The 22,715-nt window shown below is 72.3% G+C and carries 23 protein-coding genes; 12 read left to right on the forward strand and 11 right to left on the reverse strand.

What is annotated here, in order from left to right; genetic code table 11:
• The first annotated feature begins 36 nt into the window (after positions 1 to 36).
• Both AB0Q90_RS08285 and AB0Q90_RS08290 read left to right on the forward strand, forming a co-directional pair.
• Positions 37 to 1,488, forward strand: a complete 1,452-nt coding sequence (locus tag AB0Q90_RS08285; RefSeq protein ID WP_363158214.1) for an NCS1 family nucleobase:cation symporter-1 — start codon at positions 37 to 39, stop codon at positions 1,486 to 1,488.
• Positions 1,489 to 1,493: 5 nt separating this feature from the next.
• Entirely contained in the window at positions 1,494 to 2,207 is a 714-nt protein-coding gene (locus AB0Q90_RS08290; protein ID WP_363158215.1) for an aspartate/glutamate racemase family protein, read from the forward strand.
• A gap of 24 nt (positions 2,208 to 2,231) precedes the next feature.
• On the opposite strand, the gene AB0Q90_RS08295 is transcribed toward AB0Q90_RS08290, so the two are convergent.
• Both AB0Q90_RS08295 and AB0Q90_RS08300 read right to left on the reverse strand, forming a co-directional pair.
• Entirely contained in the window at positions 2,232 to 2,690 is a 459-nt protein-coding gene (locus AB0Q90_RS08295) for a GNAT family N-acetyltransferase (protein WP_363158216.1), read from the reverse strand.
• Positions 2,687 to 3,112, reverse strand: a complete 426-nt coding sequence (locus AB0Q90_RS08300) for a RidA family protein (protein ID WP_363158217.1) — start codon at positions 3,110 to 3,112, stop codon at positions 2,687 to 2,689. The genes AB0Q90_RS08295 and AB0Q90_RS08300 overlap by 4 nt, the downstream gene beginning before the upstream one ends.
• A gap of 189 nt (positions 3,113 to 3,301) precedes the next feature.
• Between AB0Q90_RS08300 and AB0Q90_RS08305 the strand changes: the two genes are divergently transcribed.
• From AB0Q90_RS08305 to AB0Q90_RS08315, 3 genes are all read left to right on the forward strand, one after another.
• Entirely contained in the window at positions 3,302 to 4,078 is a 777-nt protein-coding gene (locus AB0Q90_RS08305; RefSeq protein ID WP_363158218.1) for a nucleotidyltransferase domain-containing protein, read from the forward strand.
• Between the two features lie 293 nt (positions 4,079 to 4,371).
• The gene (locus AB0Q90_RS08310) at positions 4,372 to 5,043 is read left to right on the forward strand and encodes a thermonuclease family protein (RefSeq protein ID WP_363158219.1); all 672 of its coding nucleotides are present in this window, start codon (positions 4,372 to 4,374) and stop codon (positions 5,041 to 5,043) included.
• A gap of 180 nt (positions 5,044 to 5,223) precedes the next feature.
• A complete protein-coding gene (locus tag AB0Q90_RS08315; protein WP_363158220.1) occupies positions 5,224 to 7,068 on the forward strand; it encodes an FUSC family protein in 1,845 nt (614 codons plus the stop codon).
• Here the strand turns inward: AB0Q90_RS08315 and AB0Q90_RS08320 are convergent.
• Positions 7,065 to 7,565, reverse strand: coding sequence for a helix-turn-helix domain-containing protein (locus AB0Q90_RS08320; RefSeq protein ID WP_363158221.1), 501 nt, complete (start codon positions 7,563 to 7,565; stop codon positions 7,065 to 7,067). The two genes, AB0Q90_RS08315 and AB0Q90_RS08320, sit on opposite strands and share 4 nt — an antisense overlap.
• A gap of 62 nt (positions 7,566 to 7,627) precedes the next feature.
• Between AB0Q90_RS08320 and AB0Q90_RS08325 the strand changes: the two genes are divergently transcribed.
• The gene (locus tag AB0Q90_RS08325; protein WP_363158222.1) at positions 7,628 to 8,098 is read left to right on the forward strand and encodes a nuclear transport factor 2 family protein; all 471 of its coding nucleotides are present in this window, start codon (positions 7,628 to 7,630) and stop codon (positions 8,096 to 8,098) included.
• Between the two features lie 135 nt (positions 8,099 to 8,233).
• Here the strand turns inward: AB0Q90_RS08325 and AB0Q90_RS08330 are convergent, their stop codons facing one another.
• Positions 8,234 to 9,184 carry an endonuclease/exonuclease/phosphatase family protein gene (locus tag AB0Q90_RS08330; protein WP_363158223.1) on the reverse strand — a complete coding sequence of 317 codons (951 nt, stop codon included), beginning with the start codon at positions 9,182 to 9,184 and terminating at the stop codon, positions 8,234 to 8,236.
• Positions 9,185 to 9,310: 126 nt separating this feature from the next.
• On the opposite strand from AB0Q90_RS08330, the gene AB0Q90_RS08335 reads away from it, so the two are divergent.
• The 3 genes from AB0Q90_RS08335 to AB0Q90_RS08345 all read left to right on the forward strand — a co-directional run bounded on the left by AB0Q90_RS08335 (position 9,311) and on the right by AB0Q90_RS08345 (position 11,801).
• Positions 9,311 to 10,675 (forward strand): amidohydrolase, encoded by a 1,365-nt coding sequence (locus AB0Q90_RS08335; RefSeq protein WP_363158224.1) that lies wholly within the window; start codon positions 9,311 to 9,313, stop codon positions 10,673 to 10,675.
• Positions 10,676 to 10,773: 98 nt separating this feature from the next.
• On the forward strand, positions 10,774 to 11,463 hold the full coding sequence (locus AB0Q90_RS08340; RefSeq protein ID WP_363158225.1) for a DUF899 domain-containing protein: 690 nt from the start codon (positions 10,774 to 10,776) through the stop codon (positions 11,461 to 11,463).
• A 155-nt stretch (positions 11,464 to 11,618) separates the two neighbouring features.
• On the forward strand, positions 11,619 to 11,801 hold the full coding sequence (locus tag AB0Q90_RS08345) for a hypothetical protein (RefSeq protein ID WP_363158226.1): 183 nt from the start codon (positions 11,619 to 11,621) through the stop codon (positions 11,799 to 11,801).
• 6 nt (positions 11,802 to 11,807) lie between these two features.
• Here AB0Q90_RS08345 and AB0Q90_RS08350 read toward each other — a convergent pair whose 3' ends face one another.
• From AB0Q90_RS08350 to AB0Q90_RS08360, 3 genes are all read right to left on the reverse strand, one after another.
• Complete coding sequence (locus AB0Q90_RS08350; protein WP_363158227.1) at positions 11,808 to 13,754, reverse strand: ABC transporter ATP-binding protein; 1,947 nt, start codon at positions 13,752 to 13,754, stop codon at positions 11,808 to 11,810.
• 123 nt (positions 13,755 to 13,877) lie between these two features.
• The gene (locus tag AB0Q90_RS08355) at positions 13,878 to 14,300 is read right to left on the reverse strand and encodes a hypothetical protein (RefSeq protein WP_363158228.1); all 423 of its coding nucleotides are present in this window, start codon (positions 14,298 to 14,300) and stop codon (positions 13,878 to 13,880) included.
• Positions 14,297 to 14,917, reverse strand: a complete 621-nt coding sequence (locus AB0Q90_RS08360) for an ATP-binding protein (protein WP_363158229.1) — start codon at positions 14,915 to 14,917, stop codon at positions 14,297 to 14,299. Before AB0Q90_RS08360 ends, AB0Q90_RS08355 begins: the two co-directional genes overlap by 4 nt.
• A gap of 201 nt (positions 14,918 to 15,118) precedes the next feature.
• On the opposite strand from AB0Q90_RS08360, the gene AB0Q90_RS08365 reads away from it, so the two are divergent.
• From AB0Q90_RS08365 to AB0Q90_RS08375, 3 genes are all read left to right on the forward strand, one after another.
• Positions 15,119 to 15,979: a helix-turn-helix transcriptional regulator gene (locus tag AB0Q90_RS08365; protein WP_363158230.1), complete on the forward strand. Its 861-nt coding sequence runs from the start codon at positions 15,119 to 15,121 to the stop codon at positions 15,977 to 15,979.
• Positions 15,980 to 16,234 carry a DUF397 domain-containing protein gene (locus AB0Q90_RS08370; RefSeq protein WP_015661207.1) on the forward strand — a complete coding sequence of 85 codons (255 nt, stop codon included), beginning with the start codon at positions 15,980 to 15,982 and terminating at the stop codon, positions 16,232 to 16,234.
• Positions 16,235 to 16,306: 72 nt separating this feature from the next.
• Positions 16,307 to 17,113 carry an SAM-dependent methyltransferase gene (locus AB0Q90_RS08375; RefSeq protein ID WP_363158231.1) on the forward strand — a complete coding sequence of 269 codons (807 nt, stop codon included), beginning with the start codon at positions 16,307 to 16,309 and terminating at the stop codon, positions 17,111 to 17,113.
• 21 nt (positions 17,114 to 17,134) lie between these two features.
• On the opposite strand, the gene AB0Q90_RS08380 is transcribed toward AB0Q90_RS08375, so the two are convergent.
• The 4 genes from AB0Q90_RS08380 to AB0Q90_RS08395 form a co-directional block, all read right to left on the reverse strand.
• Positions 17,135 to 17,818: a dual specificity protein phosphatase family protein gene (locus tag AB0Q90_RS08380; protein WP_363158232.1), complete on the reverse strand. Its 684-nt coding sequence runs from the start codon at positions 17,816 to 17,818 to the stop codon at positions 17,135 to 17,137.
• A gap of 129 nt (positions 17,819 to 17,947) precedes the next feature.
• Complete coding sequence (locus AB0Q90_RS08385; protein WP_363158233.1) at positions 17,948 to 18,868, reverse strand: hypothetical protein; 921 nt, start codon at positions 18,866 to 18,868, stop codon at positions 17,948 to 17,950.
• Positions 18,865 to 21,039: a PEP/pyruvate-binding domain-containing protein gene (locus AB0Q90_RS08390; protein WP_363158234.1), complete on the reverse strand. Its 2,175-nt coding sequence runs from the start codon at positions 21,037 to 21,039 to the stop codon at positions 18,865 to 18,867. Before AB0Q90_RS08390 ends, AB0Q90_RS08385 begins: the two co-directional genes overlap by 4 nt.
• Positions 21,040 to 21,257: 218 nt before the next feature.
• On the reverse strand, positions 21,258 to 22,694 hold the full coding sequence (locus AB0Q90_RS08395) for a PLP-dependent aminotransferase family protein (protein WP_363158235.1): 1,437 nt from the start codon (positions 22,692 to 22,694) through the stop codon (positions 21,258 to 21,260).
• Positions 22,695 to 22,715: the final 21 nt, after the last annotated feature.

Genomic DNA, 22,715 nt, shown 5'->3' on the forward strand with positions numbered 1-22,715 from the left:
GTCCGCCCTCCTCCGTCCCCTGTCCATGGAGGCCCCGTGTCCCTCGCCGACCGTGCCGAAGCCACCGGCACCCCAGCGTTCGTCCCCGATCCCCGGCTCACCAACGAAGACCTCGCGCCCGCGGGCAAGCGCAACTGGAAGGTCTTCGACCTCTTCGCCATGTGGATGTCCGACGTCCACAACCTCGGCAACTACACGTTCGCGGCCGGGCTGTTGGTCCTCGGCATGAACGTGTGGCAGGTCTTCACCTCCCTGCTCGTCGGCTTCGTGCTCATCTACATCGGCATGAACTGGATGGGGAAGATCGGCCAGCGTCACGGTGTGCCGTTCCCCGTCGTCAGCCGGATCAGCTTCGGCGTCTGGGGCGCCAACATCCCCGCGCTGATCAGGGCCGTGATCGCCATCATGTGGTACGGCATCCAGACGTATCTGGCCTCCGTCGCCGTCAACATCATGCTGCTCGCGGCCTGGCCCGGCCTGGAGTCCTGGACGCACGGCTCGTTCCTGGGGCTCGACGGGCTCGGCTGGGTCTCCTTCCTCGCGCTGTGGCTGATCCAGGCGGCGATCATCAGCCGGGGCATGGAGTCGGTACGGAAGTTCCAGGACTTCTGCGGTCCGGCGATCTGGCTGGTGATGATCGCGCTGGCGGTCTGGATCCTGGCCAAGGCGGGCTGGACGATCTCGCTCACCTCCACCCCGCACCCCGTCTCCGTCGGCGAGCAGTGGCGGCAGTGGTTCGGCGCGATCGGCCTGATCCTCGCCACGTACGGCACGCTGATGCTGAACTTCTGCGACTTCTCCCGCTTCGCGCCCGACTACCGGACCGTCCGGAAGGGCAACTTCTGGGGCCTGCCCATCAACTCAACGGCGTTCGTGGTCGTTTCGGTGATCGTCACGGCGGGCTCGCTGGAGGTGTTCGGCGGGGCCATCACCGACCCGGCGGAGCTCGTCGCCAAGGTCGGCAACACGTGGGTCCTGGTCCTGGGGGCCCTGACCTTCGCCATCGCCACCATGGGCGTCAACATCGTCGCCAACTTCGTCTCACCGGCGTACGACCTGGCCAACGTCTGGCCGCAGAAGATCACCTTCAAGGTCGGCGGCATGATCAGCACGGTCGCCGCGCTGCTGGTGACGCCGTGGAACCTCTTCTCCAACCCCACGGTCGTCCAGTACTTCCTCGGCGGCCTCGGCGCCTTCCTGGGCCCGCTGTTCGGGGTGATCATGGTCGACTACTACCTGGTCAAGCGCGGCCGGGTGGACGTGGACGAGCTGTTCTCCGCAGAGCCCGGCTCCCGCTACTACTACCGCAAGGGCGTCAACCCCAAGGCCCTGTGGGCGTTCCTGCCGGCGGCCGGGGTCGCGGCGGTGCTGGCGCTGGTGAAGACCTTCAGCGATGTGGCCCCGTACTCGTGGTTCATCGGTACGGCGCTGGCGGCGGGCCTGTACGCCGTCCTGTGCCGGTCCGAGCGCACGGCGGCGGAGGTCTGACGGACGTGCGCATCGTCGTCACCAACTGCAACACCACGCAGGAGATGACCGAGGAGATCGTGCGAGGTGCCCGGGCCGCCGCAGGCCCGGGCACCACCGTGACCGGGCTGACCCCCGCGTGGGGCCCCGAGTCGGCGGAGGGCTGGCTGGACAGCCACCTGTCGGCGGCGGCGGTGATGGACGCGCTGCGGACCTACGAGGGTCCCTCCTACGACGCGGTCGTCATGGCCGGTTTCGGCGAGCACGGGCGGGAGGGCGTACGGGAGCTGGTGGACGTACCGGTCGTCGACATCACGGAGGCCGCGGCACACCTGGCCTGTCTGCTGGGCCGGCGGTACGGGGTCGTCACCACGCTGGAACGGTCCTGCGGGCAGATCGAGGACAGCCTGGAGCTCGCCGGAGTCGGGCGCAACTGCGTCGCCGTGGTCGGCACGGGCCTGAGCGTGCTCGACCTCGGAGACGGCGCTCGTACGGAGGCGGCCTTCCTGACCGCGGCCGAGCGGGTCCGGGCAGCCGGGGCCGAGGTGCTGGTGCTCGGCTGCGCCGGCATGACGGGACTCCAGCGGGCGGTGGGGGACAAGCTGGGGGTTCCGGTGGTCGACGGGGTGGGAGCGGCCGTCAGGCTCGCCGAGTCCCTGGTGGCGCTGGGGCTGACGACGAGCCGGGTCGGGAGCTATGCGAAGCCGGTGCCCAAGCGGCGGAGTTGGGGGGCGCCGTAGGGGTGACGGTCGCCTGGGGGCGTCTTACGGGTGCCCCGGCCGCCAGACGTACCGGACGTCCGGCTCCTGCTCCTCGTTCCCGCTGCCGTCCGTGTGCTCCACGGCGACGAAGCCGTGGCGCTCGTAGAAGCGGTGGGCGGGCTTGTTGACCTGGAAGGTCCACAGGTCGAGCCCTTCCGGACTGCGCTGCTTGGCGAGCTCGACGAAGCGGTCCCCGAGGCCCCGGCCGCGCCAGTCGGGGTCGAGGTAGAGCTGGGAGAGATGGCCGCCGTCGAGCACCATCAGCCCGACCACACGGTCGGCGGTCTCGGCCACCCAGGTCTCCCGCAGCAGTACCACCACCTCCCGGAAGTACGTCCGCACCTCGTCGTCGGTGCGCGGCCGGACGACCGTGGGCAGCGCGGCATTGAAGGAACGGAGCCAGACGTCGGCCGCAGCGCCGGCGTCGCTCGCCGTGGCTCGGCGGAGTGCGATGGCGTTCATGACCGCGCGCCCTCCGCCAGGTCGTTCGGAACAACAGCCGTGGCGGTGATCTCCACCAACTGCCCCGTGTACCCGAGGCAGGCCACCCCGAGGAGCGTCGACGAATGCGGCCCACTGCTGAGCCCCGACGCCTCGACGACCTCCCACACAGCGGACAGCACCGAGGTCTCACCGCTCACGACATACACCTCGGTCGCCACCACGTGCCCCAAGTCGCTGCCGACCGCCCGCAGTTGCTCCTCAAGATTGGCAACGACCTGCTTGGCCTGCCGTACGGGGTCTCCTTCCCCCACGAGGTTCCCCTGCGCATCCAGCGGCACCGACCCGGCGAGAAAGGCGAGCCTGGTCCCGGCCTCGACGACGGAGGCGTGGGAGTAGGTGGGGGGTGGGAAGAGGGCGGGGCTGGTGACGCGGCGTATCACGGCGGCTCCTTGAGGGGGTGGGCGGCGGAGTGACGGGTGGCGGGCAGCGAACGGCGGACAACCCACTGATCTTCGAGGCCCGGGGCCACCACCGCATCCGAATTTCTCCCTGCCGGGCGCTCCCGGCGGGGCGCCGGGGGCGGGCGTAATCGCGTGGAGGTATGGCGCAGGGTTGCCTACGCTGCGGCCATGGCCACGATTTCCGACGCCGCATTCCTCGACGCGACCGCCGACCGCCTCGCCGCCCTCCCCGCCGTGTGTGCGGTGGCACTCGGCGGCTCCCGCGCACAGGGCACCGAACGACCGGACAGCGACTGGGACTTGGCGATCTACTACCGGGGTGCTTTCGATCCCGCCGACCTCCGTGCACTCGGCTGGGAAGGCGAGGTGTCGGAGATCGGCGGCTGGGGCGGCGGGGTCTTCAACGGCGGCGCGTGGCTGACCGTCGACGGCCGACGTGTCGACGTCCACTACCGCGATCTCGACGTCGTAGGGCGGGAGTTGGCGGAGGCGGAGGAGGGCCGGTTCCGGGTGGAGCCGTTGCTGTTCCATCTGGCCGGGATCCCCAGCTACTTGGTGGTGGCGGAGCTGGCGATCAATCAGGTGCTGCGAGGCGACCTGCCGCAGCCCACGGCCTACCCGCCGAAACTGCGCAGCTCGGCCCCCGAACGCTGGCTCGGTACGGCTCGTGCCACCCTCGCCTACGCCAAGTCCAACCACGCCCCGCAAGGCCGCCTCACAGAGGTCACAGGCGCGATCGCCACAGCCGCGGCACAGGCCGCGCACGGAGTGCTGGCGGCGCGGGGGGAGTGGGTGACGAACGAGAAGCGCCTGCTGGAGCGCGCGGGATTGCGGGAGATCGACGCGGTCGTGGCCAGGCTGAACACAGATCCGGAGACGCTGACGTCGGCCGTCGCCGATGTGGAGGGAATCCTCAGCGGGGCTACGGAGGCGCGGCGCTCGTAACCGGCCGCGCATCGCCCCTGGGCGTGAATCCGGTCGAGGCCGGGTGGCCGGCCGGTGCCCTACCCAGCCCGGTCTCGGCCGCCGCGGCGCTGCTGCTTCCCGGGGGCGGGCTGGCCGTGGGTACGGTTCTGGGCAGTTGGGAGGTGCTGCGTCGGGATCCGTATCTCACGGCGCGGGCACACGGCTGACGGGACGTTCGGGTCCGTCCTTGGGCCGTTGAGCCTCTACAAATGGGGGGAAATGTAGACAGAGGGTTGAGGAGGGTATTTCTCCTCAACCCTCTGGAGGGCGTCATGAGTCCTTCCACCCCGGTCATGCTCCTTCTCGCCGCCTTCGTGGGGCTCGGCGGCGCCCCGGCGTCCGCGCAGGCGCCGCCGACCGCGGAGATCGTGCGCGTGATCGACGGCGACACCGTCGAGATACGCGGCGACGGCCGCATCGTGCCGAAGGACAGCGTGGTGCGCGTCCGTCTCCTGGAGATCGACACGCCGGAGAGCGGCGCCTGCTTCGCCGAGGCCGCGACCGAGCGTACGACCGCCTTGCTGCCCCCGGGCAGCACCGTACGTATTCAGCGGGATGTCGACCTGACCGACCGCTACGACCGTCATCTGCTGTACGTCTGGAACGACGAGGGCGTCTTCGTCAACGAGTCGCTCGTCCGCAGTGGTCACGCCGAGGCGGTTCTCTACCAGCCCAATGACAAGCACTGGCCCGAGATCTCCCGTGCCGAGGAGGTCGCCAAGCAGCGCGGGGCCGGTCTGTGGACCGCCTGCGCCGGGGCCGCTTCCGAGAGTCCCGAGCCCGCAGTACCCGACACGCCCGCACGTCCCGATCTGCCCGACGGGCCCCCGGCCGGTGTGCCCGACGTCGACTGCTCCGATCTGTCCGGTCCGGTATGGGTCGGCCAGGAGGACCCGCATCGGCTCGACCGCGACGGTGACGGAATCGGGTGCGACAGCAACTGAGCGACGCGCTGCCGCGAGGGGTTGCGTTCATAAAGAACGCCGGTCTCCCGCTCATCGTCACACCGTTGAAATACGGACGTTCCATCTCCTCCAAGTTCGCGATCTACCGTGGACATCACACCTCACAGCCCGGCCACCGTCGCCCGAAGGCACACCCCGCCTCGACTCGACAGGAGCCCTGTGTCCCGCGCCGCGTTCGTCCTTCCGCCCTGGCTTGCCCATGCCCTGCGTGCTCAGCGGGGGCCCGTTCCCTGGAGTGCGGTGGTGCGGGGCGGGCTTGCTGCGGGGCCGCTGTTGTTCGTGGCCGTTCTTGCCGGTCATGCCTCTGTGGGGGTCGTGGCCGCCATCGCCGCGATGCTCGCCGGGATCAACGACCGGCCCGGCAGCCGGCGGGCGGCGGTCAGGCGGCTCGGGGTGCCGGCGCTCGCCGGGGCGGTCGGGCTGTTCGTCGGGACGTATGCCGGAGAGTGGACGGGGGCGGTCGCCCTCACTCTGCTTCTCACCCTCGTCGGGCTCGTCGCCGGGAGTGTGAGCGCCGTCGGGCCCGTTGCCTCCGGAGCCGGTACGCAGTTGCTCGTCGCTACTGCGATCGGCGCCGGGATGCCCCTGCCCGGTACGGGGTGGCAGCGGGCGCTCGCCTATGTCGCCGGGGCCGGTTGGCTGCTCGTCCTGCGGCTCGTGCTGCCCACGCCCGGGGCCATCGCCGGGGACTACCGGTTCGACGGGGAGCGCCATGCCGTCGCCGCCGTTTACGACGCCGTAGCCGCGCTCCTCGATGCTGCGGGCACTCCGGACGCCACCGCTCGGCGGGCCGCTCTGACCGCCGCTCTCGATCATGCGCAGGACGCGCTCGCGGGGCCCCGGCTGCGGCGGTACGCCTCGTCCGCGGCCGAGCGGCGGCTGCATGCCCAGTACGCGGCCGCGTTGCCGCTCGCCGAGGCCGCGACCGCGCTCGCCTGGGCGGGGGAGGCCAGGTCCGGGCAGGCGGCCGAAGGGCCCCGGCGGCTCGCGGCCGCCGTACGCGGGAACACGCACACCGGGCCGCTGCCCGCGCCCTCCCGTTCCGCGCCCGCCCTGCGGGCCCTCGACGACGCCCTCCTGCACGCCGCCGAGGCCTTCGACCAGGCCGGGGGCGGGGACCTGCACACCCGTAGGCTCTCCGTCGCCGCGCTCGTCCGGGTGGCCCTCGGGGCCGGTGGGCGGGAGTACGGGCTGCGGGTCGCCCTGTGCTTCGGGGCCGCCGTCGCCATCGCCCAGGCTCTGCACCACGTGCACTGGTACTGGCTGCCCGCCACCGTCGTCTTCCTCGTCAAGCCCGACCTCGGGCCGCTGGTGTCCCGGGTGCTGTGCCGGGCCGCGGGGACGGTGCTGGGGGCGCTGCTGTTCGCGGGGTTCGCGGCCGTTCTGCCCCGGCCGGAGGGGCTCGTCGTGCTCGTCGCCGTCAGCGGCGCGCTGATTCCCGTCGCCACCCGGCACTTCGCCGCGCAGACCGCCGTCGTCACCGTGCTCGTACTCGCCCTGGTGATGGTCGGGGGCGAGCCGCAGGCCTCCGCCGGCCGGATCGGGGAGACGCTGCTGGCCTGCGCGATCGTCCTCGTCGTCGGGCATCTGCCGATGCCGGGGCAGCGCGGTGGGGGAGTGCGGGCGCGGCTCGGCGTGGCCGAGGGTGCCGCGCACGCCTACCTCGCCCATGTCCTCGGCGAGTCCGGCGACCGTGCCGCCCGCTGGACCCTCCGGCGCGAGGCCTACCGCACGCTGTCCGAAGCCCGCGCCGCCGTCTCCCTCGCCGCTGCCGAACTCCCCGCGCTCGCACGGCACTCCGAGGGCGCGGAGGAAGTGGCAGCGGTTCTGGAGCGGCTCGTCGACACCACCACCGCCTGCGCCGTCCACCTCGACGACACGGGCCGGCTCACACTCCGGCATGCCGACCAACTCGCCGCGCTGCTGGAGGAGTTGGCCGTGCTGCGGGAGCGCGCGGGGCTGGGGGAGCCGCGGGTTTCTGAAGGGCTGTCGCTGGCGGTCTAGTCGGGGGCGGGGGCCAGCACCGTATGCACCAGCGCCGTCCCCGGCCCCGTCCGTCCGCCCGGCCCGGGCAGGTGTCTGACCTCGTCGGGGCGGAGCTCGGTGCCGCACTCGGAGCACGTCACCCGCGCCTCGGCCGCGCTCCCGCACGTCTCGTGGAACAGCACCAGCGGCGGGCCGGCCACTGCCCGATGCCGGTCGCCCCAGGTCAGGAGCGTGAGGGTGACGCCGTACAACTCGCGGCCGGAGTCCGTCAGTCGGTACTCGTGGCGCGGTGGGCGCTCCTGGTAGGCCACCCGCTCCACGATCCCCTCGGCCACGAGGTGGTCGAGCCGGTCCGCCAGGATGTTCGTGGCGATGCCCAGGTCGGCGCGGAGGTCCTCGTAGCGGCTCAGGCCGAGGAAGAGGTCGCGCAGGATCACGACCGTCCACTGGTCCGCGACGACGGCCGCCGCGCGCGCGACCGAGCAGTGCATGCGGGCGAAGCGCTCACCTCTCATGCCGTCAGGGTAGTGCCTTGCAATGTGCAAGGGATCTGCCTAGCCTCGATGGGGAGAGTTCCTTGCAAAGAGCAAGTGACTTCCTGGAGGTGTGCCGCGTGTACCACGCCATCGTCCGCCGCAAGGTCCGCAACCTCTGGCGCGCCGTCGGCGGCAGTGACGGCGCCTACCGGCAGGCCGTCGAACTCGCCGCCCCCGACGTGCACTTCAGGTTCGTCGGCGACACCCCGATGGGAGCCGATGTGCGCGGCCGCGAGGCCTTCGCCGAGTGGTTCCGGCGGTTCGAGGAGGTCTTCCCCGGGCTCCGGCTGACCCTGCGGGACGTCGCCGTGCAGGGCCCGCCCTGGAACACCACGGTCGTGACCCGGCTGCACGTCCGCGGCACGCTCGCGGACGGCAGCGGGTACGAGAACGAGGCCATGCAGTGGGTGCGGCTGCGCTGGGGACGCATGGTCGAGGACACGGTCCTGGAGGACACCCTGCGCCTCGACCGTGCGTACCGGATCCAGCAGGCGGCCCTGGAGATCAGCTGACCCGCACCCACGCCGGTGCGCAGACGGCTGGAGGCCGGCTGACCCGCACCCACGCCGGTGCGCAGACGGCCGGAGGTCAGCCGCCCTCCGGGCCCGGCCGCGCGTACCGGATCCGCCCAGGCAGACCGCTGGAGATCAGCCGACCCGCACCCACACCGGCGCGTGGTCCGAGCCCGGCTTGCCGCGCCGCTCGGACGGGTCGGGGCCGACCGAGGGCAGATGGAGGTCGGCTCCGTTCGGCAGGCCCGTGCCCGCCGTCGTCAGGCGATGGACCAGCCGATGACTGACCAGCACGTGGTCTATCAGCTCGCGCCGCCCGGAATTGATACGGGAGAACCGTTCCTCCGGCGGGATGAGCGGGGCCACGTTCCACAGCCGGGCCGCGTCGCCCTTGTCGGGTGTCTCGAAGCCGCGCGAGCCGATCTCGGAGCCGGCAGGGCCCAGCACGATCTGCGTGGTGGCCGCCTGCACCTCGTCGTTCAGATCGCCGAGGACCGCCACGTCCCGCTCCCGGCCGTCCCCGTCCAGCAGCTCGTCCGCGAGCGCCCGCAGGGACGCCGCCTCGGCGGCCCGCCGGTAGAGCGCGTACGCGCCGAAACGAGCCCGTTCGCCCTCGTCGCGCGGCTGGAACCGGCCGCCCGGATACGTCAGCAGCTTCGACTTCAGATGGCAGACCGCCACCCGCAGCGGCCCCGCCTCCGTCGCCGCCTCCACCGCCAGGAAGCCCCGGCCCGCCGCGGCCGTCTCACCGCCCGTGTCGTCGGTCTGCACCGGGCGCAGCTTCGGCGGGAACGCCGTCGTGTCGGCCAGTACCTCCAGCGGCACCCGGCTGAGGAAGCCCACCCGGATGCCCCGGCGGTCGGCGTGCTCGGAGAGCGCGGTGTGCCAGTCGCCGCCCACCATCCCGACCAGGTCGCGCAGCGCCTCCGCCTCCCCGACCTCCTGCACGCCGAGCAGCACGGGATCGAGTTCCGTGATCACGGCGGCGAGGGCGGCCAGTTTCGTCTCGTACGCGGCCTTGTCCTTGGGCCCCGACGGGCCGCCGGGCAGGAAGAGGTTCTCCAGGTTCCAGGTACCGAGGATCATGCCGGGCTCCCATCCGTCGCGCTGAGGTGAGGCCAGAGTGCTCGCCCGGGCCCCGCGACGACAGAGCCGCGCCGACATGCACGGTTCGGCTCACGCGAGGCCTGTACGGCGTCGTACGTTGGCGGGATGACGTCCTCTGCTGTCCAGAGAACCGCCGATCTCATCATCACCGGATGTACCGTCCTCACGCACGACGATCAAGAGCGGACCGGGTTCGCGGAGGACGCCGCGATCGTCGTACGGGACGGGGTCGTCGAGGCCGTCACGACCGCCGCGGAGGCCGCGGACCGGCCCGCCGCCGAACGCCTCGACGCCCGCGGCCAGGTCGCCCTGCCCGGCCTGGTCAACTGCCATACGCACGCCCCGATGGTGGCGCTGCGCGGGGTCGCCGAGGACCTGCCCACCGAGGAGTGGTTCAACGACGTCGTCTGGCCCGTCGAGTCCAACCTCTCGGAACGGGATGTGGAGTTGGGGGCGCGGCTGGCCTGCGCCGAGATGATCCGCGGCGGTGTCACCTGCTTCGCCGACCACTACTTCGCGATGGACGCGGTCGCCGCCGTCGTCGCCGAGTGCGGGCTGCGCGCCCACCTGGGCGAGGCGTTCTTCTCCTCCCAGGGCCCCCAAGGGCGGGAGAAATCCCTGGAGTTCGCGCTACGGCACCGAGGCGGCGCCGACGGCCGTATCACCACCGCCCTCGCCCCGCACGCCCCCTACACCGTCACCGACGCCGACCTCGCCGCCACCGCCGAACTCGCCCGCGCGCACGGCCTGCCCGTGCATCTGCACGCCTCCGAGAACCGCGACCAGGCCGAGACCAGCCTCGCCCGGCACGGGGTCACCCCCATCGGGGTCCTGCAGCGCACCGGGATCCTCGACACCGACGTCCTCATCGCGCACGGCACCGGCATCCTCGACCGCGACCTGCCCCTCCTCGAAGCCGCCGACGGCCTCACCGCCGTCGCCACCGCGCCCCGCGGCTACCTCAAGTTCGCCTGGCCCACCACCACACCGGTCCGCGCCCTGCACGAGCTCGGCATCCCCGTCGGACTCGCCACCGACGGCGCCGCCTCCAACAACTCCCTCGACGTGTGGGAGTCGATGGCGCTCACCGCCCTCGTTCAGAAGTCCACCACCGGTGACCCCCGCTGGCTGACCTCCCGCCAGGCCCTCCACCATGCCACCCTCCAGAGCGCGCGGGCCGTCGGGCTCGGCGACCGCGTCGGCAGCATCGCCCCCGGACGGCGGGCGGACATCATCCTCGTCGACCTCGGCGGCCCGCACACCCAGCCCGTCCACGACCTCGCCGCCACCCTGGTGCACAGCGCCCGCTCCTCCGACGTACGCACCACGATCGTCGACGGCCGCATCCTGATGCGCGACCGGGAGCTCCTCACCCTCGACGTGCCGTCCGTCGTCGAGGAGTTGCGGGAGAGACTTCCCGGCCTCCTGGACCGCGGTCACGGCAAACGGATCCAGGACTACGACACATAGTCCGCACATAGTCCGCCGAAAAAATCTTGGGGCCGAGCGATGAGTTCCGCTCCTCCGGCCGGTCACCACCCGGAACGGACCGTTGCACAGGAGGGCCCATGTCGCTTCCGGAGATCGTCTCGCGCCGCCAGTGGCGTGCGGCACGCGAGGAGTTACTGCTCAGGGAGAAGGCGGCCACGCGCGCGCGTGACACGCTCAACGCCGAGCGGCGCAGGCTGCCCATGGTCGAGATCGACACCGAGTACGTCTTCGAAGGGGGCGACGGAAAGGCCACCCTGCTCGACCTCTTCGAGGGACGCAGCCAACTCGTCGTCCACCACTTCATGTTCGCCCCCGAGTGGGACGCCGGCTGCCGCAGCTGCTCGGCGTTCCTGGACCAGATCGGGCACCTCGCGCATCTGCACGCGCGCGGGACGTCGTTCGCCGTGGTGTCCAGGGCGCCGTACACCAGAATCCTGCCGTTCAAGGCGCGGATGGGCTGGACGCTGCCCTGGTACTCGTCCTACGGCAGCGACTTCAACCGTGACTTCGAGGTGACCCTGGAGCACGAGGGGGAGCTCGTCGAGCGGCCCGGGGTGAGCTGCTTCCTGCGGGAGCGCGACCGGGTCTTCCACACCTACTCGACGTACGAGCGCGGACTCGACGGGCTGGGCTCGACCACCAGCTTCCTGGACCTGACCGCGCTCGGCCGGCAGGAGGAGTGGGAGGAGCCCAAGGGACGCGCGTCGGCTCTTGGGGCGCCTGCGGGCAGTGAACGCGTGCGCTATCACGACGAGTACGAGGACTGACGCGGAAAGTAACCGAAACCAGGGCAAAGCTGAGACGCGGCTCACACCTGGTGGTGGACGAGTGTCAACTATGTCTCAGTACCGTCACTTCGCGAGGCGTTCACCCCGTCGTTGGCGTTTAACTCATCGAGTACAGCGCTACATGGAGGTGCAGGGTGAACGGGCGAAAGGTGCTTGAGCGTTTTCCCGCCGGCGGGCCGCGCGGCTCATGGCCGGCGGAGGAGTTCGCGCAGGCGCGGCGGTCGGAGGGCCTGCCCGCCGAGGTCGTGATGGACCTGGCGACGGACGCCTTCCTGGTCATCGTGCGCGGCGACCTGGCCGCCGACGCGGCCGCCTGACGGCTGTCAGCCCGCCTTCCGGGCGGGCACCGGCATCGTGAACTGCTCCGCCTGGAGCGCGTACAGCTCCGCGTAGAGCCCCCCGGTGGCCAGCAGCTCGTCGGGCGTTCCGGACTCCACCAGTCGGCCCTGGTCCAGGACGTGCACCAGGTCGGCATGGCGGACCGACGCCAGCCGGTGGGTGATGAGGACGACCGTCTGCCCGGCCGAGGCCAGGGCGCGGATCTTGTCGAAGACCTCCAGCTCGGCCCGCGCGTCCAGCGCGGCGGTCGGCTCGTCCACGACCAGGATGCGCCCGCGCCGGTACGCGGCCCGCGCGATGCCCAGCCGCTGCCACTGCCCGCCCGACAGCTCGTGCCCGCCGTTGAACTGGCGGGCCAGCAGCGTGTCCAGGCCGCGCGGCAGATCGGCCACCACCTCCTCGGCCCCGGCCTCGGCGATCGCGGTGGCCAGGCGGTCCTCGGTCAGCGGCGCCGAGGACCGGCCCACGGCGACATTGACCCGCGCCGTGAACGGCCACCGCTTGAAGTCCTGCGCGACCATCGCGATGCGCTCGGCGAGCAGACGCCGGTCGGCGTCGGCCGCGTCGACGCCGTCCCACAGGATCCGGCCCCGGTCCGGGCGGTACAGGCCCGCGAGCAGCTTGACCAGGGTCGTCTTGCCGGAGCCGTTCTCGCCGACGAGCGCCACGATCCGCCCGAGCGGCAGGGTGAGGGTGACGTCGTCCAGGGCGGGGCGGGCGGACTCGCCCGGATAGCTGAAGGTGACGTTCTCGAAGCGGATCTCTCGCGGGTCCTCCGGCAGCGGCTCGCCGCCGACCGGGATCGCCCGTTCGGCCGCCTCGACGTACAGCCGTTGCAGGTCGCCCACGAACAGGGCCTCCTCGTGCAGCTGGTTGATCTCCAGGACCAGGCTGTTCAGGCTGGCGGACCCGGTACGGATGGCGATCACCGCCGTGCCCGCCACGGACAGGGCCGTCGCCCCGGTCAGCAGCAGCCCGCCGAGCGTCAGATACGTCGCCGTCGTGGCGAGGCCCGTCCAGGCCGCCGCGATCAGCCCGGTCCGGGCGGCGAGCCGGGCCAGCCGCGCCTGCTCCGTCTCGGCCGTCTCCGACATCGCCCGGAAGTGATGCAGCAGGAACGGGCCGACGCCGTGGACCCGGATCTCCGGCGCGGCCGCCGGTTCGGTGAGCAGGCCGCTGATCAGATAGCCGGCCCGGGCGTGCTGCACCCAGGTGTGGAAGGACTCGTAGCGGCGCCGGGCGTTCGTCAGGGCGCTCCATGCGCTGGGCAGGGTCATCGTCGCGAGGAGCGGGAGCAGGGCCGGGTGCAGCACGGTCAGTACCCCGGCCGCCGCGATCAGTGAGATCAGCGCGTTCATGACGCGTGCGCTGTGGGCGATCATGCGGCGCGCGGAGGAGGCGCCGTACTGGGCGGTGTCCAGCAGTTTGTGGAAGGCGTGGTCCTCGATCGCGGCCAGCTCCACCGCCGCCGCCCGCTCCAGATACAGCTCGGTCGCCACCCGCTCCACCTTGGGCTCCAGGCGACCGGTGGCATAGGTCGACATCGCCCGCAGCAGCGCCCCGACCAGCAGTACGGCGGCCATGGTGACCAGCGCCGGGACGGCGTCGCGCAGCCGGTCCTCGATCGGGCCGGCGGAGACCAGCCGGCCCAGGACGCTGTTCACGGCGAGCAGGCCGACCGCCTGGGCGAGGCCCCGGGCGACCTCGGCCGTCAGTACGGTCCGCGCGGCCCGCCGGTCGGCCTGCCAGGCCAGCCGGAAACTGGACGCCAGCAGGGCGGGCAGCCGGGTCACCATCGACCGGAGGTTCAGTTCCAGAAACGCGTCCCCGTACTGATTCCAGCCCGTGTCGTACCGAAGGGGCCCACCGAAGAGCAGCTGCTCCGATTCGGAGACCCCGGGTTTGTCCGCGTCATGCTTGTTCCCCACCATCGCCACTATCGCGGCGAGGCGCGCTCCGAGGCAGGGCGCATACGACAGGGAGGGGCGCACACCAGCGCCCTCCAGGGGCGCGGGGAACTGCGCGACAAGCCCCCAACCGGCCCGCAGCCTCCCTCAGGCGCTCACGTGCCGGGACCAGGACGGCGTCGTACCCATCAACCGGCACAGAGCGAGATACAGCGGAATCGGCGGCGTGTACGGCACCGTGTCATCCGGTTTGTGAATCAGTCGCGGGGTGTCGAAGACGACCGCCCCCGTCGCGTACCGCACCGGCGCCGGCCACTCCAGCGCGTAGTCGGAGTCGGACGGAACGATCCACCACCAGTGCGCGTCGTCGGCGTAGACGCACCCCACGCGGGGCAGCCGGGGCAGCACCAGCGGACCGAAGCGGGCGGGCACCGCCACGGCGTCGAAGCCGAGGGGAGCCGTCATGCCGTCGGGCACCGGCAGCCGTCTCGCCTTCGGTACCCCCGACGTGCGCAGTTCGCGTTGCACACGGACCAGCGTGTCCAGGCTCAGAACCTGGCCGCTGCTCACTCGGAACCCCGTGGAGTGAATGCCTGCGCCTCCGCCTCGTCGTCGCCGCCCGAGCCACCGGTGGGGCCGGGCTTCGGGCGGGCTCCCCAGCCCAGGTCGTTGCGCGGGCCGGAGTCCGTGCGGGGGCCGTCCGCCTTGCGGGGCAGCTCCGCCCAGACCAGCAGCCCGGGGCCGTGCTCATGGGCTCCCCAGGCGTGACAGAGGGCGTCGACCAGGAGCAGTCCCCTCCCGTGCTCCTCGTCGGGGCGCTGCGCGGCCGGATGCGGCTCACCCGGTGCGCAGCCCTGGTCGCGCACGGCTATTCGCACCAGGTCCTCGCCGTCGTGCAGCTCGCAGACGATGTGCCTGCTCGCGGTGTGCACGATCGCGTTGGTGACGAGCTCGGAGACCACCAGGGCCGCCGAGTCGCAGGTGTCCTCGCAGACCGACCAGCCGCTCAGCCGCCCCCGGGTCAGGCGTCTGGCCTGTGCGGGGGAGCCCGGATGTGCGGCCAGCTCGAAGCGGAACCGGCGCTCGGCAGCGGCCCGCTGAGGGCCTACTCCCGGGGCCGCACCGAGGCCGATCAGGTCTGCGGCGACGTCTGTTCCTAAGGGCGCGGACGGAATCACGCTTGCCACTATCGCCCCGCCGTGAACACTTGGCAAGTGTCACTCTGAAAATTGCAGAGTGCTGTGTGACGCGGTGGGTGGCCGTGGCACACTGCTCGCAACAGCGTGTTGAGCGGCGCCAATTGGGATCGCCGGAGGTCTGCCCGGATCTTCGAATAGGTCTTCGAATGGCGCCGCCGGGCTGTCAGGATTCCTTGTGGAGGTGGGAGCGTGAGCGAGCCGCGGTCCGCGCCGACGGTCGGCCAGGTCGTCCTCGGCCGGCGCCTGCTGGACCTGCGGGAACGCGCTGGGCTCAAGCGCGAGGAGGCCGCCCGTGTCCTCCGTGTCGCCCCCGCCACGGTCCGCCGCATGGAGATGGCCGAGGTCGCGCTCAAGATCCCGTACCTCCAGCTGCTGCTGAAGGCCTACGGCGTCGGCGACGAAGAGGCCGACCTGTTCGTCCAGCTCGCCGAGGAGGCCAACAAACCGGGCTGGTGGCAGCGCTTCCACGACATCCTGCCGGGCTGGTTCTCCATGTACGTCAGCCTGGAGGGCGCCGCCAGTCTCATCCGGTCCTACGAGCCCCACTTCGTGCCCGGTCTGCTGCAGACCGAGGACTACGCGCGCGGGGTGCTGCGGTCGGGCGCCATCGGCCAGACCAAGCCCGACGACATCGAGCGCCATGTGGCGCTGCGCATGCAACGCCAGGAACTGCTCACCCGTGAGGGCGCCCCCCGGCTGTGGGTCGTCATGGACGAGACCGTGCTGCGCCGCCAGGTCGGCGGCCCGGAGGTGATGCGTGCCCAGATCGACCGACTGCTCGAAGCCACGAAGCTGCCCCATGTGACGTTGCAGGTCGCCCCGTTCGAGAGCGGACCGCACCCCGGCACGTACGGGCCCTTCGTGCTGTTCCGATTTGCCATGTCAGAACTGCCGGACATGGTCTACAGCGAGTACCTGACCGGCGCCGTCTATCTCGACGCGCGCCCCGAGGTGGCGACCCACCTGGAGGTCATGGACCGCATGGCGGCGCAGGCCGCTACGGCACATCGCACGAAGGAGATCCTCCGGGATCTCCGCAAGGAGCTGTGAATGGATCGCATCAAGCCGCGCATACCCGTCTACAACGGCATGCCCGCGCGGGAGCTGGGCAGCGAAGGCTGGCACAAGCCGTGGAGCGGCGGCAACGGCGGGAACTGCCTGGAGGCGATGAAGCTGGCGGACGGCCGGATCGCCGTCCGGCAGTCGACGGACCCGGACGGTCCGGCGCTGATCTACACCACCGACGAGATGACGGCCTTCATCGAGGGTGCCAAGGCGGGGGTGGCCGACTTCCTGCTCTCGTGAGCCTTGTTCCCTTGTGTTCCCCTTGTACAGCGCTGAGTTGATGACTAATCACGGCACACATTGGAGTCCGACATGACCGGACAGCCCCCAGCCGAGATCGACACGAACAAGCCCCATTCCGCGCGGATGTACGACTGGTACCTCGGAGGCAAGGACAACTACCCCGCGGACCGGGCCATGGCGCAGCAGTTGGTGGACCTCGACCCGCGCGTTCCGGTGATGGCGCGGGTCAACCGCGCCTTCATGCACCGCAGTACCCGCTGGCTGGCCCACCAGGGCGTGGACCAGTTCCTGGACATCGGCACCGGAATCCCGACCGACCCCAACCTGCACCAGGTGGCCCAGGCGATCGTGCCCGAGGCGCGCGTCGTCTACTGCGACAACGACCCGGTGGTGCTGCTCGCGCACGCGGTCACGCTGCTGCGCGGCACGGACGCGGGCGCCACCGAGTACCTCCGGTGCGACCTGCGCGAGCCGGAGAAGATCCTGGAGGGCACGCGCAGAGTCCTGGACTTCGACCGGCCCGTGGCGCTCTCCCTCGTGGCGCTGCTGCACTTCGTCCCCGACGAGGACGGTGCGCACGAAGCGGTGGGCCGACTGATCGCGGCCCTGCCCTCCGGCAGCTTTCTGACGGTCACTCATGGGACCGCGGACTTCTCTCCCGAGGAGTCGCGGATCGCCGTGGAGAAGCTCAGGGCCTCCGGGGTCGGCCTGACCCTGCGCTCCCGCGAGGAGTTCGCCCGCTTCTTCGACGGGCTCGAACTGGTCGAGCCCGGCATCGAGTTGCCCCACCGGTGGCATCCCGAGCTGGGCGACCCCGTGCCCGGACAGGACGACGGGGTCATGCCCGGGTACGCGGCGGTGGGGCGAAAGCCCTGACGGACCGCGGGGTCCGCGGGGTCAGAAGTAGGAGGCGATGCGCCGCGGGGCGTCCACCAGACGGCTGATGACGACCACCGGGAGCGGCGGCTGTTCGGCCTTGCTGGGGCTGAGGTTCAGGCCGTAGTAGATCTGCTCGATCGACGGCGGTCCGACCGAGAGATTGCGCCGGACCGCCTGCGCGGACGACTCCTCACCGGTCTGCACGAGATAGGCCGCCGCCATCGTGCCCGTACGGCCGACTCCCGCGCCGCAGTGCACGAACACCGGGCCGGACGCGTCCTTGACCACGTCGAGCAGCTGCTGGACCTGGTGCGGCGTCGGCGTCTGGCCGTCGCGGATGGGCAGGTGCACGACGTCGAGACCGGCCTCGCCGGGCTCGGCGAGCTGGGCGGCGCTGAGGTCTTCGGCGCGCAGGTCGACGACGGTGGTGAAGCCCATGCTCGCCAGCTCGCGGTAACCGGCCGGGGAGGGTGCGGCGCCTCGCCACAGCTTTCCGGAGGTGTCCACGGGCTGGAAGTTGTGCACGCCCTGGACGGTGCGGGTTCCGGCGGGCGCCGGGGTCTCCGCCTTGGCCCAGAACGACAGTCCCAGGATGCCGCCCGCGCCGACGGCCCACAGAAGCAGGTAACCGATGACGACGGAGGCAACGATCCGCAGGGCACGTTTGGACAGCGGACGCTTCTGGAGGGCAGGGGTGGGCAAGGTTGCGGTGAGGACAGCCATGAGCGACCCGGGGGACTAGGGGACGGTGGGCGCCTATGCAGAGTACCCCGGGTTGATGATCATCTATATATTACGTCCGTTTTGTGCCGTATATCTCACTTGTCATGTTCAGTCGTCGGCGTCCGCGTCGCCGATGCCGACCACCGTGAGATGCGCGCGTTCGAGGGTCGCGTCCTCCAGACAGCCGCGCAGCCGCATCCGGTCGTGCTCGGTGAGGGCGGGCCGCACGACCCCGGCGTACAGGCCGTCCCCCAGGTCGCCGAGGGCCGCGTGGCGCAGCGGTACGGACGTGGAGTCCCGGCAGCGCTCCCAGACCTGCTGCGCGGCCAGCGACCGCCGCGCGTCCGTCATGTCCGCGCCGCGCAGCTCGACCTGGAGGACCAGCGAGGTCGCCGCACTCTCGTCCGCCTTCTCCGCCCGGGTCTGGGTGAGATCGGCGAGTCCCACGACCAGCGCGGCGAGCACGGAGGCGCCGACGACCCCGGCCGCCGCGGTCCGTACCGTGCGGCCCCGGGAGGGGCGGGCGCCGAGCGGCGGCAGGTCGTCCAGATCGTCGGGTGCGGCCGGATCGGGCGCGGTGAGAACGGCCAGCCGCCCGGCCAGCCGCCGCTCCGCGGGGCCGGCCGTCTTCGACGCGATGCGCTGGACCACCCAGGCGAGCCCGGACAACGCCACACCGGCGACCATGAGCACCGGCACGAAGACGTACGTCCGCTCCGCCGGCTCGTCCAGCCAGCGGAACCGTCCGCTGCCGCTGTGCTCCGGCTCGGGCGCGGAGCGCAGCCGCGCGAGCGCGTCCTCCTGGCGCGCGGCCAGCTCCCGCTGCCGCCGGTCGGAGTCGCGCAGCCGCTCCTCGATGCGCGTCAGCCGCCCCAGCAGCACCAGACCGAACAGCAGCACCTCGACGACCAGCAGCAGCACCCCGCAGATCATCGCCCGCTGCCACTGCCACCGGTACAGGTAGACGACGAGGTAGGTGCCGGCGCCCGCGGCCGCCAGGCCCGCGAAGAGGTACGCGATCTTCCTCATGGCTCGGCCCCCAGTCTTACGTCGCCCACCGTGCCGTCCACGCTGAGGCGGGCGCCCACCGGGAACCGCCGGACGGCGTCCTCGGCCCCGACGACCGCGGGGAGCCGGAACTCCCGCGCCAGCACCGCGAGATGCGACAGCGGGCTGCCGGTCTGTGCGACCAGTCCGGTCAGACCGGGCAGCAGCGGGGCGAGCGCGGGATCCAGGCTGCGTACGACGAGCACCGCGTCCGGCGGCCTCGGCCCCGTACCGTCCCAGGCCGTACCGACCGCGCGCCCGCCGGAGACGCCCTGCAGGCCGTTGCCCCGGCGGCCGGTCCGCTCGGCGACGACGACCCCGCCCTCCGCCAGCCGGAAGGCGTCCGGCAGCGGGGGAGAGACGGCGGGCGGCACCCGTACGTCGGCATCGGCGGGCAGCCCGTCACCGTCGAGCGCGCTCACCAGCTCCCGCCAGCGCAGCAGACCGACCCGCCGCACGTCCGACGTCAACCGCCGAGCCACGTCCCGCACCAGCCGCACCTGCAACTCCTGCACCCAGCGGATACGGAGGCGGAGCGCTTCTCGGGGTGGGAGGGAGGAGAGGGAGGCGGTGGGTGGGGTGGTGGTGCCTGCCGGGGCCGGGCGGTCGTGCTTGCCGGCCCCCGGCGCGGGCAGGACCGACAGGGGTACGGAGGTGTCCGCTTCGGTCGGCCGGTCCTGCTCGCCGGGCCCCGTCCCCGTCGGCGGCAGGCGCACCTGTCCGTGCAGGGTCGGCGCGGTGAGGGTCAGGACCACCGGGTGGTCGGCGATCACCCGTGCGTCGGGGACGCCACGCGCGCGTGCCGCCGCCAGGGCGGCGAGAGCCGCGCCTGCCGCGGTGCTGTTGGTCGACCGGTCGCGCAGCAGGGCGCCCGCGAGCGCCTCCTGGGCGTGCAGGGACACCAGGACCGTCCGCGTCCAGCGCAGCTCGTCGATCAGGGCCGCGGAGGAGAGCCCGGCGGGTGCCGGGATCTCGGACAGGTGGCGGTCCACGTCCGCGGCCAGGTCCGTCGCCAGCCCGGGCAGCGCCGCCGTGAGCCGGCCCACCCGCCAGGCCGCCGCGAGTCGCCGCGCTCCCGGCGCCGGGTTGAGCAGCGCCAGCCAGCGGTGTCTCGGCGGTACGGCGCCCAGCAGGCGCAGGTCGCCGGCAGCGCGTCCGCCGACCGTCGTGACCACCGGCACCGATCGCAGCAGCCGGCGCGGCGCGGTGCCGCCGATGTCCAGCGCGGCGGCGAGACCGCGGGCCATCGGCGCCACCCACAGGTCCTCCTCCAGCGGCTGGAGCTGGTCCGGCAGCGTCTCCGCGACCGGCCCGGGGCCCAGCAGTCGCGCCCCGCGCACCGGCCGTGCCGCCATCGCCGTGATCGGGCGGCTCTGGAACAGCCACAGCCGCCCGTCCGCGTCGAAGCCGAACTCGATGTCCTGCGGCCCGCCGAAGACCTGCCGTGCCTGCCGCGCGAGCCGGGACAGCCGGCGCAGCTCGGCACGGCCGAGCAGCGAGCCGGCCTCCTCGGGCTCGGTGCGCAGCACGCGCCCCCGCCCGCTCAGCCAGTAGTTGGTCCCGGCCTGCTCGCCGCTGACCAGGCTGTCCGGCCCGCCGCGCACCGCGCTCACCAGCATCCGGTCGGCGCGCCCCTCCACGGGGTCGGCGCCGAACATCACTCCGCCGACCGTCGCCCTCAGCATCGGCTGCACCAGCACCGCCATCGGCGCGGTGGAGCCGTCGGGCCGGCGCGCGGAGTCGAGCACGGTCCGTACGGCCGCGTGGAAGTCGGCCCAGCCGCGCACATCGAGGACGGAGGCGAACTGGCCGGCCAGCGACGACTCCTCCGTGTCCTCCTGCGGCGACGAGGACCGTACGACCAGCGGACGGGCGCCGCCGTCGGACACTTCGTGCCAGGCGCGCCGCAGGGCGTCAGGGTCGCCCTGTCCTCTGTAGGGGATCACGAAGCCGGGGAGCACCGGCAGTCCGGCTCCGGCCGCGCGGGCGAGGTTCGCGGCCTTGGATCCGGCTGTTCCGGGAACTGCGGCAAGGGGCTGCTCCAGTGGGACCGCGGCGGGGCCGTACGCCTCCGCCAGGCCGAGGGCCGTCTCGCCCCGGGGCCCTTCCCCTTTGTATGCACCTTCTCCGTGACGTTCATCGAGCGTCGTCATCGAGCACCCTCCAGGACCGGCCGCCAACAGGGGGGACGCGCTGGGGTGACCCTGCGCCTGACGGCGGAACGAAGGATGGGACGAACTGCTGTCGGCCCGGGTCGGACATGACCCGGACACGGCAGCGGCACGCCTCCTGTTCCGATGATCCCACTGCCGTTCGGATTCATGTAGCCCGTAAGCCACTTTTCGGGCAGGAGGAGAAGAATGGCGAAGAACTACGCCTGCGGCAGTACGGCGCACAGCGCGCTCAGGGCCGCTGCGTAGGCATGTTCCGAAGGGGTCGCGTACCCCACGACAAGGCCGTCGGGAGCGGGTGTGGCCGTATTCGTGTCTTCCGGATGCCGGAACCCGGCCAGGCCCTCCAGGGCCACGCCCTGCCGCCCGGCCCGCGCGAGGGTGGCCTCCTCGGTCCCCGGCGGCAGCCGCAGCACCGCGTGCAGCCCGGCCGCGATGCCTGTGACCTCGATGTGCGGCGCCTGCGCGGCGAGCGCCGCGACGAGCCGGTCCCGGCGGCCGCGGTAGCGCTGCCGCATACGCCGCACATGACGGTCGTAGGAGCCCCGGGCGACGAAGTCGGCCAGGCACAGCTGGTCGAGGACGCTTGCCCAGGCCTCCCGCTCGCCCTTGGCGGCGAGCACGCCGTCGACGTACCGCTCGGGCAGGACCATCCAGCCCAGCCGGACCGCCGGGGACAGGCTTTTGCTGACCGAGCCGATGTGGATCACCCGCTCGGGGTCGAGGGCCTGAAGGGCGCCGACGGGCTTGCGGTCGTAGCGGAACTCGCCGTCGTAGTCGTCCTCGACGATCACTCCGTCACGCGTGCGTGCCCACTCGATCACGGCGGCCCGGCGGGTGGCGTGCAGCGGGCCGCCGGTCGGGAACTGGTGCGCGGGCGTGAGCAGCACGGCCCGCTCGCGCGCCAGCCGGTCGACCCGGGCGCCGTCCTCGTCGAGGGGGAGCGGCACGGTCCGCACGCCCGCTTCGGCGAGCAGTTCCCGGTGGAAGGGCAGCCCGTACGCCTCCATCGCGAGCGGTCCGCGCAGCACGCCGCCCGAGAAGAGCAGGCGCAGGGCGTGGGCGAAGCCGGAGCAGACGACGATCCGGTCCGGTTCGACGCGGACGCCACGCGCGCGTGCGAGGTACTCCGTCAGCGCCCGCCGCAGCTCGACCCGGCCGGCGGGGTCGCCGGGACCGAACACCTCGTTGGGCGCCTGCTGCACCGCCCGCCGGTAGGAGGCGAGCCAGTCCGCGCGCGGGAACGCCGACGCGTCCGGGGTGCCCTGCCGCAGATCGTGCCGCGGTCCACGCGCGCGTGGAGGGGCCTTTACGGGCGGGTCCCCGGCGTGTCGCGCGGCTTTCAGGGGCGTGGGCAGTGCCCCCTCGGCGACCCGCGTGCCCGAGCCCTGGCGGGCGGTGAGCCAGCCCTCGGCGACGAGTTCCGCGTACGCGTCGGCCACCGTGTTGCGGGCGACGCCGAGGTCGGCGGCGAGCGAGCGGTACGGCGGCAGCCGGGTGCCCGGAGCCAGCCGTCCGCCGCGCACGGCCTCGCGCAGCGCACGGGTCAGCGCGGCCCGGCGCCCGCCCGGGCCGGAGAGCTCCAGATGCAGGTCGGCGCCGATCCGCTCCGCGGAATTGACCCACGATTCAGGCATGGAAATGCACCCTACAGCCGG

This window comes from Streptomyces sp. NPDC079141, assembly GCF_040686775.1.
GTDB lineage: Bacteria > Actinomycetota > Actinomycetes > Streptomycetales > Streptomycetaceae > Streptomyces.